Raw genomic sequence first — 13,778 nt, 5'->3', positions numbered from 1 at the left:
GTGTTTAAGAGGCAACAAGAAGCGATAAAACAAATGAACGATCAACAACTGCTAGTCAATTTACTATTGACACAAGCCGTACTATTTTTTATATCGGTCGTATTGTATTTTTTCTTATTTAAAGATATTCATCATCTCTTTCATTTCGTACAATTGGATTTTGCAGAAATAATTATATACGGTGGAGGATTAGCTCTTTTAGTGATCATTGTCGACTTTCTTTTCATGAAAATACTTCCTGCCGACATGTTGGATGACGGAGGAGTTAATGAACGATTATTTCAAAAAAGAAGCATACTAGAAATTCTATTTTTAACGACCATCATTGCTTTTACAGAAGAAATCCTTTTTCGAGGCGTATTGCAAACGAAATTTGGGATTATGATCGCGAGTGTTATTTTTGCGATATTGCATATACGTTATTTGTCTAAATGGTTCCTATTTATACTAGTAACAGCTATTAGTTTTTTGCTAGGGCTTGTCTTCGAACTTACGAACAATTTGCTTACAACGATGTTTAGTCATTTTTTAATTGATTTTCTTTTTGCCTTACATATTCGCTTTCAATATTTGAAATCGATTAAAATTCAGCGGGGGGAGACGTTTAACGATGACGAAGAAAGTAGGAAGTGATCAGGCGCAATCTTTAAGAGAGAAACTTATCGATGAAGTGAAAGAAAGAACAGGGTCATACCCTCCTCGACGTGAAGTGCATAAACAAAAACAGTCCAAACCTAAATTAAAAATGAAGTATCCGTTAATACGCCTGCTTGTCATAATTTTTATCTTTTTTCCTTTTATGGTTCTATCCATTATGTACTATTTGGAGCAAAAAAATGGTGCGAATATAGGAGAGGAAACGATCGGAGATTCTGTGATTGTTAATTTTAGTAAAAGAACGGATTCACCAGATGATCCAGCATTGGAAACGAATGCCCAAGAAGAAACAGAAGAAAAGACAAATGAAGAAACGGATGTATCTTCAGAACAAGTAGACGAAGATAAGCCTTCACAACAAGAAAATGATCACGAAGAAGTCAATCAACAAAAAGAAACAACTCAAAAGGGTTTTGGCAAAAATGATGTCGTGCCCGAAGAAAAAAGTGTAAAGAAACCATCCGAACAAAAAGTGATAACTCATGAAGTACAACCTGGTGAGAATTTATTTCGAATTGCAATGAAGTATTATGGAAGTCGTGATGGTGAGCGAATCATTCGTGACTATAATCAGCTAAATGGAAATGACATATACGTTGGGCAATTATTAAAAATCCCGTTAAAATAACGAGTATAAGAAAACCCGTTCATTTTCAAGTTTTGTTCATATTTTTCATTTCTCATACATAACTTGTACTAAAACTTGAAGAATGGGGTCTAAAATGGATGGAAAATCAAATAAAACTACTCCCATTTACGGATGAACCGACAAAAAATATGCTTCAGGAGCTCGTAAAGAGAAAACATAAATACGATACGATGAAATCAAAATGCTTTATGTGGCAAATGATTGCGGTCTCGTCATGCGTATTCTTGTTCATTTATGGATACTTTTTTTTATTTCTTCCGAATAACGGTCATATCGGATACATGTTTCAATCGTTTATCAATAACCTGTTTCATCTCTTTTTTGTCTTATTCATTGGAAGTAGTTATGCGTCTGTTTTGTTTTACAAAAAAAAAGAAGAAAAAAAAGAAAAAGAATTTCATGATTTACGTTGCGAAATTATTGATAAAAGTACAGACCTTTGGAATTCTGATGAAGCATGGAAGGAAAGAGATCGAGTTTTTACTTTTATGAAAAATAAATATGATATCAATTTATATTTTGAAAGTAAATAATATTGAACGCATCATCAACTCCCTATCCACACATATAGTGTAATTGGAGGGGAGTTTATGTTTGGAAAAATAATTACAGTATTCATTGGATTTTCATGCGGTTACATGTATATCCGTTCGTTAGCTCTTGAAAAGCCATTTGACATGACACAATTTTTACTTGAGCTTATATTAGATCCAATTCAATTCTTTTTCGCAATGGTCTTTTTTTTCGTCAGTTTTTTAGCAAATGCTTATATGTTCAAGCATGTTATTGAGGAAACCTACGAGCTAATAAAACGGAAACGGTGGAATGGACTACAATTATTACTCAGCTATTCAGTATTCTTCGTATTTTATGTTTTATTTCTTCAAGGGGGAGTGGAAACATTCTTATTATTTATTTTTTCTGTCGTTTATAGCTTACTATCGATTGATTTAAAAGTAGCAAAAGAAATTGAATTGGAAAGATAATTTGGCCCCTTTACGCATTCCTTTTCACAAAGATACCTTTTATAGCTTGTCTTCCTTCATATCTCATTGTAAACTGTTTACTAACTAAAGAACCATCTCCAAAGATTCTCATACAATAACATTATAGAAGGCCTGATGGGTGACGGCAGGAGGGAAAAGGATGCGACTTGAGCGTCTGAATTATAATAAAATTAAAATTTTTTTAACGCAAGATGATTTATTTGAACGAGGCTTAACGAAAGAAGATCTTTGGAAAGACTCGCTCAAGGTTCATCAGCTTTTCCGCGATATGATGAACGAAGCAAGCGAGGAATTAGGCTTTGAAGCACATGGACCAATAGCTGTAGAAGTGTACTCTCTTCAAGCGCAAGGAATGGTTATCATCGTGACAAAACATCACGATGAAAAAGAAGATGATGAGTTTTCAGATGATTATTTAGAAATGGAAGTAAAAGTGGATGAAAGTCATGATATCTTATTTGAATTTAATGATTTTGAAGATGTCATTGCGCTATCAAAAACTTTAAATCGTATAAATATTAAAGGTGGTACGCTATATTCTTTCGAGAATCATTTTTATTTATTATTAGATGAATGGCAGCCTGTTTCAGTCGATTCGCTAATTTGTATATTAGCGGAGTACGGGAATTCCACACCGATTACGATTCATCGCCTTCATGAATACGGGAGACGGTTGATGGATGGCGATGCGATCGAACAAATATGTAAATATTTTAATAAATAGGGGCTAATAGTAGTTACGCTACAAAATCTAAAAAAGATAGACCTAAAGAATGTTGATTTTACAGCATTCTTTAGGTCTTCATTTTTGTATATTCTACTCGAATATGGACTTTTTTGACAGTCCCTAATGTATTTCAATGAATGTTCTTTTATCGTTAAGAGATAATATAAACTATCATAGCAAATGTTGAAATCGCTTACTATTGATTCGGAAAAATTATTTAAATCAAAGAAATTAATATTGCATATATTTATGGAAGGTGTATACTATGTCATGAAAGGTGGAGCAATACATCTTTCCATTGAATGATTAAAGTAGGAGGTTTACATAGTATGGTAGCCGAAAGTAATGAAAAACATAACGTCCTAAAATCTACACAAACGGTGATACATAGAGCGTTAGAGAAGCTTGGGTATCCCGAAGAGGTGTACGAGTTATTAAAAGAACCGATGCGGATGCTTACTGTGAAAATTCCTGTACGCATGGACGACGGTTCTGTAAAAGTCTTCACTGGCTACCGGGCACAACATAACGATTCTGTTGGACCAACAAAGGGAGGTATACGGTTCCATCCAAGTGTTACTGAAAAAGAAGTTAAAGCGCTTTCTATTTGGATGAGTCTAAAATGTGGAATCGTTGATTTGCCATACGGTGGGGGAAAAGGCGGCATCGTTTGTGATCCGCGAGATATGTCATTTCGAGAGTTAGAAAGGTTAAGTCGGGGGTATGTAAGAGCAATTAGTCAAATCGTTGGGCCAACGAAAGATATTCCGGCTCCAGACGTATTTACCAATTCACAAATTATGGCGTGGATGATGGACGAATACAGTCGAATTGATGAATTTAATTCTCCTGGATTTATTACAGGAAAGCCGCTCGTTCTTGGTGGTTCGCATGGCCGTGAATCTGCTACGGCTAAAGGGGTTACAATTTGTATTCGTGAAGCTGCTAAAAAGAAAGGGATTTCTTTAGAAGGAGCACGCGTTGTTGTACAAGGCTTCGGAAATGCAGGAAGCTATTTAGCAAAATTTATGCATGATGCGGGTGCAAAAATAATTGGTATTTCCGATGCATATGGCGCCCTACATGATCCGAATGGTTTAGATATTGATTATTTATTAGATCGTCGTGACAGTTTCGGAACAGTAACGAAACTGTTTAAAGATACAATTTCAAATAAAGAGCTTTTAGAATTAGATTGCGATATATTAGTACCTGCAGCAATTGAAAATCAAATTACAGAAGAAAATGCCCATAATATTCGCGCAAGCATTGTAGTTGAAGCAGCCAATGGACCAACGACTTTAGCGGCAACTCAAATTCTTTCTGATCGCGGCATTCTTCTCGTTCCTGATGTGTTAGCTAGTGCAGGTGGGGTAACCGTTTCATATTTCGAATGGGTACAAAATAACCAAGGATACTATTGGACGGAAGAAGAAGTTGAAGAAAAGCTTGAAAAAGTAATGGTGAAAGCTTTCAATAATGTATATGAAACTTCCCATAATCGCCGAGTTGATATGCGACTAGCCGCTTACATGGTTGGAGTGCGTAAAATGGCGGAAGCATCTCGCTTTAGAGGTTGGATTTAATATTTGCAACTATACAGAAAATCTCCTATCATAAGATAGGAGATTTTTTTTGTACGGAAATAGGGATTCTTCCCTGTTTTTTAACATATAAGGAGTGGAATACATGAAGCAGGAAGAAGTCATTATTGTCGGGGGAGGACCATGCGGTCTATCAGCTGCAATTGAACTACAAGAAGTCGGGTTTAAACCACTTGTGATTGAAAAAGGCAATATTGTCAATGCAATTTATCATTATCCGACACATCAAACATTTTTCAGTTCTAGTGAAAAGCTAGAAATTGGGGGCGTCCCTTTTATTACAGAAAATCGGAAACCCGTGCGGAATCAAGCGCTTGCTTACTATAGAGAAGTTGTTAAACGAAAGAAATTACGAATTCAAGCTTTCGAAAAAGTCGAAAAGGTAGAAAAGCAAGAAGATAATACATTTATCGTGACAACTTCTAAAGACACATATCAAGCAAACTATATAATCATAGCTACCGGTTATTATGATCACCCTAACTATATGAATGTCCCTGGTGAGGACTTACCAAAGGTTTCACATTACTTTAAAGAAGCCCATCCATATTTTGATAAACATGTAGTCGTAATTGGCGGGAAAAATTCAAGTGTGGATGCCGCATTAGAATTAGTAAAAGCAGGGGCTCATGTGACGGTTCTTTATCGCGGTTCATCTTATTCTCCGAGCATTAAACCGTGGATCTTACCTGAATTTGATTCACTTGTGAAAAGCGGACGAATCAAAATGGAATTCCAAGCGGTTGTAAAAGAAATAACGGAAAAGACCGTAACGTATATTGTAAATAGCGAAGAAGAAAAAACAATTCGAAATGACTTTGTTTTTGCGATGACAGGGTATCATCCTGATCATCAATTTTTGAAAAAAATGAATGTATCGATTGATCAAGAAACAGGACGTCCCTACTATTCAGAAGAATCGATGGAAACAAATGTAGAAGGAATTTTCATTGCAGGTGTAATAGCAGCAGGTAATAATGCGAATGAAATCTTTATTGAAAATGGACGTTTTCATGGCGAACGGATTGCAAAAACATTACAAAATAGATTGCGAAACTCAAATTAATGAAAATGAGACACGACGATTTCGCCGTGTCTTTCATTATGAGAACAATTCGTTAATCTTTTGTAAATCTTTTGTTGTCTCTAATGCAATCATCAATTTAATACGGGCTTTTTGACCATTTAATCCATTGCTGAAAATAACGCCTAAATCTTTTAAATGCTTGCCTCCGCCTTCGTAAGCATATACATCCTGAACAATACCGTTGAAGCATCGGGAAACAATGACGATCGGAACTTTTTTCTTTATAAAAGAAGATAGTGGAGGAACAATGGCCGGAGGGAGATTCCCTTGTCCTAAAGCTTCAATAATAATGCCATCTACATGTAATGGTGTAAGTGCTTCGATAAGGCTTTCATCCATTCCAGCGTAAGCTTTTAGTAATACGACGTTTTTTGTTAATTTGCAAATTGGGTACGATTCTTTCGTAATCGGTTTATGATGGAAAGAAATGTTTCGTTTATTCACAATCCCAAGCGGTCCATATTGTGGGCTTTGAAATGTCGCGATATTGCTCGTATGTGTTTTTGTCACATTTTTAGCCGTATGGATTTCATCGTTCATCACGACTAACACACCTAAACCTTTGGCTTCCTCGCAACTGGCTACTTTAATGGAAGAAATTAAGTTATATAGACCGTCTGATCCTATTTCATTACTCGACCTCATCGCACCTGTAACGACAACAGGAATAGGAATTTGTAATGTTAAATCCAAAAAGTATGCTGTTTCCTCTAATGTATCTGTTCCATGGGTAATGACAATCCCATCTATTTTGTTATGCTCGTATTCGCTTTCAATTGTTTCTTTAATAACAAGCATTTCTCTTGGTGTTATATGGGGAGAGGGAAGATGGAATAATTCTTTAACGGCAATTGATACATTTTCAATAGGTAAATGCTGGTCAGATAGAGGATGCGTATCGCCAGGCTTTACTTCACCTGATGAAGCATCTTCTTGCATAGATATCGTCCCACCAGTATGTATAACTAAAATTTTTTTCATGAAAATACCTCCTAAAGCAGATGATGATGAATCGTTTCTATTTTACCAAATCTAAACTGACACACAATGAGAAGTTTCACTTTAGCGATTTTCAATTTCTCTTTTACGTGTTACCATTTAACTAGATTAACGGAGAAATGAGGCGCACGAATGTTCGGTATCATTTCGGCTGGGATTGCTCCAGGATTGGCCATCCTTTCATACTTTTATTTAAAAGATCAATATGAAATGGAACCACTTTCCTTCGTATTACGTGCATTTATTATGGGGGCCCTTTTAGTGTTTCCCATCATGTTTATTCAATATGTTTTGGAGGTAGAAGGGATTATTACCTCCCCGTTGTTAAAAGCATACATTTCATCTGGATTACTAGAAGAGTTTTTTAAATGGTTCATCTTTTATTTTACTATTTATTCACATTTTCATTTTGATGAACATTATGATGGAATTGTGTACGGAGCTTCCGTATCTTTAGGGTTCGCAACACTTGAAAATATTTTATACCTTATTGCGAATGGTGTCGAGTTCGCACTAGCTCGTGCATTATTACCTGTATCTAGCCATGCGCTGTTTGGTGTGTTGATGGGGTATTATTTCGGAAAAGGAAAATTTTCATCGAATCAACAAGCGAAATGGTTATTATTATCGCTTATCATACCGTTTCTATTACATGGAATGTATGACTTTATTATTTTAACATATGAAGATTGGAGATTGTGGGTCACGTTGTTTATGGTTTTTTTATGGGCGTTCGGACTTCATAAAGCAAAAAAGGCGAGAATGATTCATAAAAAACGTATCGAAACGATTTCTGGATAACTTGAATGATAAGAAATTCCCCTTTTGTAAAGAAAGGGGAATTTTTTTTGGATTTAATCATACCCTCCAACATTTACCAAGCGTCTGACCCCTGTATAAAATACCAAACTCTACAAAAAATACATGTAAGAAGATTTAGTTAGGAGGCAACATGATGAGAAGAATGAGGGAGTTCCTGCTCATAACGTTCGCTTTTTTCTTAATTGGTATGATTTTTACAATGAATACAAAGAATACGGAAGCATTTTCTAATCAAGTCATCCAGCGTGGAGCTGTAGGGGATGATGTCATTGAATTACAAGCAAGGCTTCAATATAACGGATATTATCATGGGAAAATTGATGGTGTGTATGGTTGGGGAACGTATTGGTCTGTTCGTAATTTCCAACATGACTTCGGATTAAAAGAGGTTGACGGTTTAGTTGGAGAAGAAACAAAAAATATGCTGAAACGATCAACTAAATATTACCGTGACTTCGTTATGCAACAGTTGAAGCAAGGGAAGGATTTTTCTCATTACGGAGGCGTACCTTTAGATATTCAAACGGGTCCATCAGAAGCAATGAGGGCGAAGTTTAGACAACAGGTAGAAGCGAAACGAAAAAGAGCGAAAGCGCCAAAACAAACGGAACAAACAGACAAGCAAGATCCTAAGCCAAAAAAGCAGCAACAAGATCCACAACCTAAAAAGCAGAAACAGCAACCGAAAAAACAGCAACAACAAACGGCGAATGAAAAGAAAAGTCAACCGACAGCCGTGAATATGCCGAGTGGATTTTCTCAAAATGACTTACAATTAATGGCAAATGCTGTTTATGGAGAAGCAAGAGGTGAACCATATATCGGTCAGGTTGCTGTAGCAGCGGTTATTTTAAATCGAATTGAAAGTCCTTCTTTTCCAAATACAGTTTCTGGTGTCATTTTTGAACCTGGTGCGTTTACAGCGGTTGCTGATGGTCAAATTTGGTTAACACCGAATGAAACAGCTAAAAAAGCTGTATTAGATGCTATGAATGGATGGGATCCAACTGAAAATGCTATGTATTATTTTAACCCGAATACAGCAACGAGTGCATGGATTTGGACACGGCCACAAATTAAGCAAATCGGAAAACATATTTTCTGTGAATAAGAGAGGTGGTATAACATGATACGTGGAATAGCTATTGCGATTTTAACAGTTGCGCTTGTTGGAACGGGTTATTGGGGATACAAAGAACATCAAGAGAAAAATGCAGTCCTTATACAAGCTGAAAATAACTATCAGCGAGCATTTCATGATTTAACGTATCAAATTGATCAATTACATGACAAAATCGGTACAACTCTTGCCATGAATTCTCGAAATTCCTTATCTCCAGCATTAGCAGACGTTTGGCGTATTACGTCTGAAGCCCATAGTGATGTAGGACAACTTCCGTTAACATTATTACCATTTAATAAAACAGAAGAATTTTTATCAGATATCGGTACATTTAGCTACCGAACAGCTGTAAGAGATTTATCGAAAAAACCATTGACAGAAGAAGAATATAAAACGTTAAATACTTTATATAAACAAGCCGCTGAAATTCAAAACGAATTACGAAAAGTACAGCATCTCGTATTAGAAAACAACTTACGTTGGATGGATGTAGAATTGGCTTTAGCTTCTGGGCAGAAACAAATGGATAATACAATTATTGATGGGCTGAAAACGGTAGAAAAAAATGTTGAAGCTTATTCTGAATCCAACTTCGGTCCTACGATGACGTCCATGCAAAAGTCAAAGAACACCTTTGACCATTTGAAGGGAAAAACAATATCAAAAGAAGAGGTGAAAAAAATCGCCGCTCAATTTGCTCCTAATAATGTAGATCGAATCCATATAACGGAAAGTGGAAAAGGGTCTTCTTTTGAATTTTATAGTGTTACGATGCACGATAAAGAAGATAAACATGATTTATATATGGATATTACGAAAAAAGGTGGATTTCCTATTTACTTATTACACAATCGAGACATCAAGGAACAAAAAATTAGTTTAAATGAAGCATCCAATCATGCGCTTGAATTTTTAAAAAAACACCGGTTTACAGGCCTTGAACTATTTGAAAGTGCTCAATATGATCATGTAGGTGTTTTTACGTTTGTAACCGTTCAAGATGGGGTCAGGTTATATCCGAATTCGATACGAATGAAAGTAGCCTTAGATAATGGTGAAATTATCGGATATTCTGGACGTGACTATTTAGTAGCGAATAAAGAACGTGTGATTCCAAAACCAAGCATCTCAAAGGATAAAGCTCGGAAAGAGATTAATTCAAATGTTCACATTCAAGATGAGCGTTTAGCTGTGATTACAAATGATCTTGGGGAAGAAGTGCTCTGTTACGAATTTTTAGGAACGATAAATGATGATACGTATCGAATTTTTATTAATGCAACAGATGGAACGGAAGAGAAAGTTGAAAAATTAAAAAATGCCGAACCAATCTTTAAGGAAATGTAAAGAATACAAAGGAATTGAAAGGAAAAGCACGAAAGGCTTTTCCTTTTTTTCATTCCATGATTTAATAGAATAGAGTGGAATTATAAGGATGTATAAATGAAAGAGTGATTTTGTATGTTAAGCATCGGGAGTGTCATGACACTTGAAGTATTATCAAGTAAAAAACAACTTCTTCGCTGTAAATTACTAGATCGGGAAGAAGATAGGCTGCTTATTAACTTCCCGATTAATGAAGATACGGGGAGAACAGCGTTTTTACATATAGGAACAGAATTATTAGCTACATTTATTACAGAAAATAACCAAGTCTTTCGCTTTAAGACATTCGTTATTGGGAAGAAAAAAGAAAATATTCCAATGATTATTTTAAAGGAACCGAAAGAACATGAAGTAAAGCATATTCAAAGGCGGCAGTTTGTCCGAATTGATACACGTAATGATGTAGCAGTACATTCAATCAATAATGAATTTGAAGGCTTTACAACCATTACTGATAATATTAGTGGCGGTGGAGTCGCAATTTTTATACCCGAACAGGCTGACTTGATTCAGGGTATTGATGTAAAGCTTTGGCTTGTTTTACCTTTTCAAGATGGCTCCATCGAATATTTACAAGTTTTAGCACATGTAGTGAGAATAGATGAAAGGGACCATCAACAACGAATTGCTTCCTTACAGTTTTTAGAGCTTGATAAAAAAAGTCAGCAAAAGATTATGAGATTTTGTTTTGAAACCCAATTGCAACAAAAAAAGCAAGGGATAATTGAATAGTGGGGAAGAAATTCCAACATAATAGGTAGTAAAAACGATAGGAAAGATTTAACATGAAACGTTTTGAAAAAATCTTAATGAAATTACTGCTTATTCACCTTTTTCTTCTCCTTATGGCACAAGCATTTATGCATCAAGATTCCGTTCGACCTTATTTATCGAAGGTTATTCAATACGAAGGAGTTGGCAAAATGTCCATTAACGAATGGATTGAAACATTAACTAAACCATCTCACGTAAAGTGAAACACGGGTGTCAACTTCTGAATATTTGAATGTGTTGACTTTCCATCACCTTATTGCCATTTCTGATTAAAGCATATTAATATATGAGGTGCAAAGGAAATGAACGATACCTTTTGTTAATAGAAAAAACATAAGTCATGTAAATTTGCAGTAAATGAGGAGGAACTATGAAGGAGAAAATCTCGATTGCAATAGATGGACCTGCTGCGGCAGGAAAGAGTACTGTTGCAAAAATAGTAGCGAAAGATTTATCTTATATTTATATTGATACTGGCGCGATGTATCGTGCTTTAACGTATGCATCTTTAAAAAATGAAGTAAATATTGAAGATGAAAATGATGTATCAACCTTATTATCTTCCCTTCGAATTGAATTAACACCTGATGAGAACGGTCAAAAAGTTCTTGTAAACGGTGAAGATGTGACAGAAATTATTCGCTCCAATGAGGTAACGAACAATGTATCGATCATTGCGAAACACCTGAAGGTACGTGAAGAAATGGTCTATCGTCAACGCGAGATGGCTGTAGGTGGTGGTGTAGTCATGGATGGGCGTGATATTGGTACACACGTATTACCACAAGCTGAAGTAAAAGTGTTTTTAAAAGCTTCTGTCGAGGAGCGGGCGAAAAGACGTTATGAAGAAAATATTCGAAAAGGATTCGAGTCGGACTTAGAGCAATTAAAAGAAGATATTCGAAAGCGAGATAAGATTGATTCCGAACGAGAGGTAGCCCCTCTCAAAAAAGCGGACGATGCCATTGAAATTGATACAACTTCTTTATCCATCGAACAGGTAGCGAACAAGATCAAAGACATAATTGAAGGAAGGCTTCATAAGGATGAATAAATCGTTTTATTATGTTGCAAGATCAATTGTTTATTCTGTTTTTAAACCGCTATACCGAATCGAAGTGATTGGTGTAGAGCATTTTCCAAAAGAGGGGGCGGTGTTATTATGTACGAACCATATTGATAATTTCGATCCCCCTTCAGTTGGGATTACAGCACCAAGACCTGTTCATTTTATGGCAAAAGAAGAACTTTTTTCTGTTCCTATTTTGAAAAGAATTCTTCCATCTTTAGGGGCTTTCCCCGTTAAGCGTGGTTTGGCAGATCGGGATGCCATTCGCAAAGGGTTAAACATATTAAAAGAGGGGAAAGTACTAGGGCTTTTCCCCGAGGGAACACGCAGTAAAACAGGTGAATTAAGGAAAGGAATGCAAGGAGCTGGCTTTTTTGCTCTTCGTTCAAATGCTCATATTGTACCTTGTGCAATTATTGGTCCTTATAAGCCGTTCAAAAAATTGAAAATCGTTTATGGAAAACCGGTAGACTTCACTCAATATCGTGAACAAAAAGTATCAGCTGAACAAGCAACAGAAATTATTATGAATGAAATTCGAAACTTATTAGAAAATCATCAACGTTCATAGAAGGTATGACTTGACAAAAGGTGCTATTTGTTAGAAGTTATTAAAAAGAGGTATTTTTCATTCTATTTAGAACAATGCTTACTAGATGGAATGTTACATAAACTTTTAATGTTGAGTTGATAGGGCTTGACCAAGGAGGTAATTGGAATGGTAGAAGAGATGAATCATATTGAAGTTCAATCACCTGAAGTAGGTGACATTGTGAAAGGGTCTGTTGCAAAAGTTGAAGAAAAGCAAGTGATTGTAGAAATTGAAAACTGTAAATTACCAGGTATTATCCCGATTAGCGAATTATCTAGCTTACATATTGAAAAAGCTTCAGATGTAGTAAAAGAGAATGATGAAGTTGAATTAAAAGTAATGAAAGTTGAGGATGAAGCCATCATCGTTTCTAAAAGCAAAGTGGATGCCGACAAAGCTTGGGAGAAGCTTCAAGAAAAATTTGAATCAAAAGAAATTTTTGAAGCAGAAGTAAAAGATGTAGTAAAAGGCGGTTTAGTTGTTGATTTAGGAGTACGAGGATTTATTCCAGCATCATTAGTTGAAGCACATTACGTGGAAGACTTTTCTGAATATCTTGGAAAAACATTAACTTTAATGGTGGTTGAACTTGATCGTGAGAAAAACCGTGTGATCTTATCTCACCGAGCTGTAGTTGAAAAAGAGCAAGCAGATAAAAGACAAGATATTTTAAATAATATTCAGCCAGGTGATGTATTAGATGGAACGGTACAACGTATAGCTGATTTTGGTGCTTTCGTTGATATTGGTGGAATTGATGGACTCGTTCATATTTCACAGCTTTCACATACTCATGTGGATAAACCGTCTGATGTTGTATCAGAAGGGCAACAAGTAAAAGTGAAAGTTTTATCCGTTGATCGTGATAATGAGCGAATTTCGTTATCCATTAAAGAAACATTACCTGGACCTTGGGCTCAAGTGTCCGAAAAAGTAAAAGTTGGCGATGTTTTAGAGGGTACGGTAAAGCGTCTTGTTTCCTTTGGGGCGTTTGTTGAAGTTTTTCCTGGTGTAGAAGGTCTTGTACACATTTCACAAATTTCCAATAAACATATTGGAACACCGCATGAGGTGTTAAGTGAAGGCGAAAAGGTGAAAGTAAAAGTTCTAGATATTAATCAAGAAGATGAGCGCATTTCTTTAAGTATGAAAGAATTAGAAGAAAGTCCAAAAGAAGAAGTTGATAACTATCAAAAATATCAACCGAAAGATGAGCAGGCAGGATTCCAACTTGGAGAAATGATTGGAGATCAATTAAACAAACTGAAAAAATGATAATATG

16 protein-coding genes are annotated in these 13,778 nt (G+C 35.7%); 15 read left to right on the top strand and 1 reads right to left on the bottom strand.

Annotated elements, in window-relative coordinates; all coding sequences use genetic code 11:
• The 7 genes from MLD65_RS01600 to MLD65_RS01570 all read left to right on the top strand — a co-directional run bounded on the left by MLD65_RS01600 (window position 1) and on the right by MLD65_RS01570 (window position 5,710).
• The gene (locus tag MLD65_RS01600; RefSeq protein ID WP_243290093.1) at window positions 1–633 is read left to right on the top strand and encodes a CPBP family intramembrane glutamic endopeptidase; all 633 of its coding nucleotides are present in this window, start codon (window positions 1–3) and stop codon (window positions 631–633) included.
• On the top strand, window positions 611–1,285 hold the full coding sequence (locus tag MLD65_RS01595; protein ID WP_243290092.1) for a LysM peptidoglycan-binding domain-containing protein: 675 nt from the start codon (window positions 611–613) through the stop codon (window positions 1,283–1,285). The genes MLD65_RS01600 and MLD65_RS01595 overlap by 23 nt, the downstream gene beginning before the upstream one ends.
• 98 nt (window positions 1,286–1,383) lie before the next feature.
• Window positions 1,384–1,839: a DUF2663 family protein gene (locus MLD65_RS01590; protein WP_243290091.1), complete on the top strand. Its 456-nt coding sequence runs from the start codon at window positions 1,384–1,386 to the stop codon at window positions 1,837–1,839.
• Window positions 1,840–1,896: 57 nt separating this feature from the next.
• The gene (locus tag MLD65_RS01585) at window positions 1,897–2,292 is read left to right on the top strand and encodes a hypothetical protein (protein WP_243290090.1); all 396 of its coding nucleotides are present in this window, start codon (window positions 1,897–1,899) and stop codon (window positions 2,290–2,292) included.
• A 160-nt stretch (window positions 2,293–2,452) separates the two neighbouring features.
• Entirely contained in the window at window positions 2,453–3,037 is a 585-nt protein-coding gene (locus tag MLD65_RS01580; protein ID WP_243290089.1) for a genetic competence negative regulator, read from the top strand.
• Between the two features lie 332 nt (window positions 3,038–3,369).
• Window positions 3,370–4,626: a Glu/Leu/Phe/Val family dehydrogenase gene (locus tag MLD65_RS01575; RefSeq protein WP_243290088.1), complete on the top strand. Its 1,257-nt coding sequence runs from the start codon at window positions 3,370–3,372 to the stop codon at window positions 4,624–4,626.
• A 103-nt stretch (window positions 4,627–4,729) separates the two neighbouring features.
• Entirely contained in the window at window positions 4,730–5,710 is a 981-nt protein-coding gene (locus MLD65_RS01570) for a YpdA family putative bacillithiol disulfide reductase (RefSeq protein ID WP_243290087.1), read from the top strand.
• Window positions 5,711–5,746: 36 nt separating this feature from the next.
• Here the strand turns inward: MLD65_RS01570 and MLD65_RS01565 are convergent, their stop codons facing one another.
• Window positions 5,747–6,712, bottom strand: coding sequence for an asparaginase (locus MLD65_RS01565; protein WP_243290086.1), 966 nt, complete (start codon window positions 6,710–6,712; stop codon window positions 5,747–5,749).
• Window positions 6,713–6,862: 150 nt separating this feature from the next.
• Here MLD65_RS01565 and prsW point away from each other — a divergent pair, with 150 nt between their 5' ends.
• The 8 genes from prsW (at window position 6,863) to rpsA (ending at window position 13,771) form a co-directional block, all read left to right on the top strand.
• Window positions 6,863–7,531 (top strand): glutamic-type intramembrane protease PrsW, encoded by a 669-nt coding sequence (gene prsW, locus MLD65_RS01560; protein ID WP_243290085.1) that lies wholly within the window; start codon window positions 6,863–6,865, stop codon window positions 7,529–7,531.
• Window positions 7,532–7,739: 208 nt separating this feature from the next.
• Entirely contained in the window at window positions 7,740–8,663 is a 924-nt protein-coding gene (sleB, locus tag MLD65_RS01555) for a spore cortex-lytic enzyme (protein WP_243290258.1), read from the top strand.
• A 15-nt stretch (window positions 8,664–8,678) separates the two neighbouring features.
• Window positions 8,679–10,022, top strand: a complete 1,344-nt coding sequence (ypeB, locus tag MLD65_RS01550) for a germination protein YpeB (RefSeq protein ID WP_243290084.1) — start codon at window positions 8,679–8,681, stop codon at window positions 10,020–10,022.
• 114 nt (window positions 10,023–10,136) lie between these two features.
• Complete coding sequence (locus tag MLD65_RS01545; protein WP_243290083.1) at window positions 10,137–10,793, top strand: flagellar brake protein; 657 nt, start codon at window positions 10,137–10,139, stop codon at window positions 10,791–10,793.
• Between the two features lie 53 nt (window positions 10,794–10,846).
• Complete coding sequence (locus MLD65_RS01540; RefSeq protein ID WP_243290082.1) at window positions 10,847–11,038, top strand: DUF5359 family protein; 192 nt, start codon at window positions 10,847–10,849, stop codon at window positions 11,036–11,038.
• A 167-nt stretch (window positions 11,039–11,205) separates the two neighbouring features.
• Window positions 11,206–11,889, top strand: coding sequence for a (d)CMP kinase (gene cmk, locus MLD65_RS01535; RefSeq protein ID WP_243290081.1), 684 nt, complete (start codon window positions 11,206–11,208; stop codon window positions 11,887–11,889).
• On the top strand, window positions 11,882–12,475 hold the full coding sequence (locus MLD65_RS01530; protein ID WP_243290080.1) for a lysophospholipid acyltransferase family protein: 594 nt from the start codon (window positions 11,882–11,884) through the stop codon (window positions 12,473–12,475). The genes cmk and MLD65_RS01530 overlap by 8 nt, the downstream gene beginning before the upstream one ends.
• Before the next feature lie 147 nt (window positions 12,476–12,622).
• Window positions 12,623–13,771, top strand: a complete 1,149-nt coding sequence (gene rpsA / locus MLD65_RS01525) for a 30S ribosomal protein S1 (RefSeq protein WP_243290079.1) — start codon at window positions 12,623–12,625, stop codon at window positions 13,769–13,771.
• The last annotated feature ends 7 nt before the right edge of the window (window positions 13,772–13,778 follow it).

The organism is Bacillus sp. FJAT-47783 (genome assembly GCF_022808615.1).
Taxonomy (GTDB): domain Bacteria; phylum Bacillota; class Bacilli; order Bacillales; family Aeribacillaceae; genus Bacillus_BZ.
Note: the sequence above shows the minus strand (reverse complement) of the source record. Positions and strands in the feature narration are given on the sequence as shown.

Coding starts and splice junctions, on each gene's coding strand:
- MLD65_RS01595 (WP_243290092.1), top strand. CDS start 611: ATGACGAAGAAAGTAGGAAGTGATCAGGCGCAATCTTTAAGAGAGAAA.
- MLD65_RS01590 (WP_243290091.1), top strand. CDS start 1,384: ATGGAAAATCAAATAAAACTACTCCCATTTACGGATGAACCGACAAAA.
- MLD65_RS01585 (WP_243290090.1), top strand. CDS start 1,897: ATGTTTGGAAAAATAATTACAGTATTCATTGGATTTTCATGCGGTTAC.
- MLD65_RS01580 (WP_243290089.1), top strand. CDS start 2,453: ATGCGACTTGAGCGTCTGAATTATAATAAAATTAAAATTTTTTTAACG.
- MLD65_RS01575 (WP_243290088.1), top strand. CDS start 3,370: ATGGTAGCCGAAAGTAATGAAAAACATAACGTCCTAAAATCTACACAA.
- MLD65_RS01570 (WP_243290087.1), top strand. CDS start 4,730: ATGAAGCAGGAAGAAGTCATTATTGTCGGGGGAGGACCATGCGGTCTA.
- MLD65_RS01565 (WP_243290086.1), bottom strand. CDS start 6,712: ATGAAAAAAATTTTAGTTATACATACTGGTGGGACGATATCTATGCAA.
- prsW (WP_243290085.1), top strand. CDS start 6,863: ATGTTCGGTATCATTTCGGCTGGGATTGCTCCAGGATTGGCCATCCTT.
- sleB (WP_243290258.1), top strand. CDS start 7,740: ATGATTTTTACAATGAATACAAAGAATACGGAAGCATTTTCTAATCAA.
- ypeB (WP_243290084.1), top strand. CDS start 8,679: ATGATACGTGGAATAGCTATTGCGATTTTAACAGTTGCGCTTGTTGGA.
- MLD65_RS01545 (WP_243290083.1), top strand. CDS start 10,137: ATGTTAAGCATCGGGAGTGTCATGACACTTGAAGTATTATCAAGTAAA.
- MLD65_RS01540 (WP_243290082.1), top strand. CDS start 10,847: ATGAAACGTTTTGAAAAAATCTTAATGAAATTACTGCTTATTCACCTT.
- cmk (WP_243290081.1), top strand. CDS start 11,206: ATGAAGGAGAAAATCTCGATTGCAATAGATGGACCTGCTGCGGCAGGA.
- MLD65_RS01530 (WP_243290080.1), top strand. CDS start 11,882: ATGAATAAATCGTTTTATTATGTTGCAAGATCAATTGTTTATTCTGTT.
- rpsA (WP_243290079.1), top strand. CDS start 12,623: ATGGTAGAAGAGATGAATCATATTGAAGTTCAATCACCTGAAGTAGGT.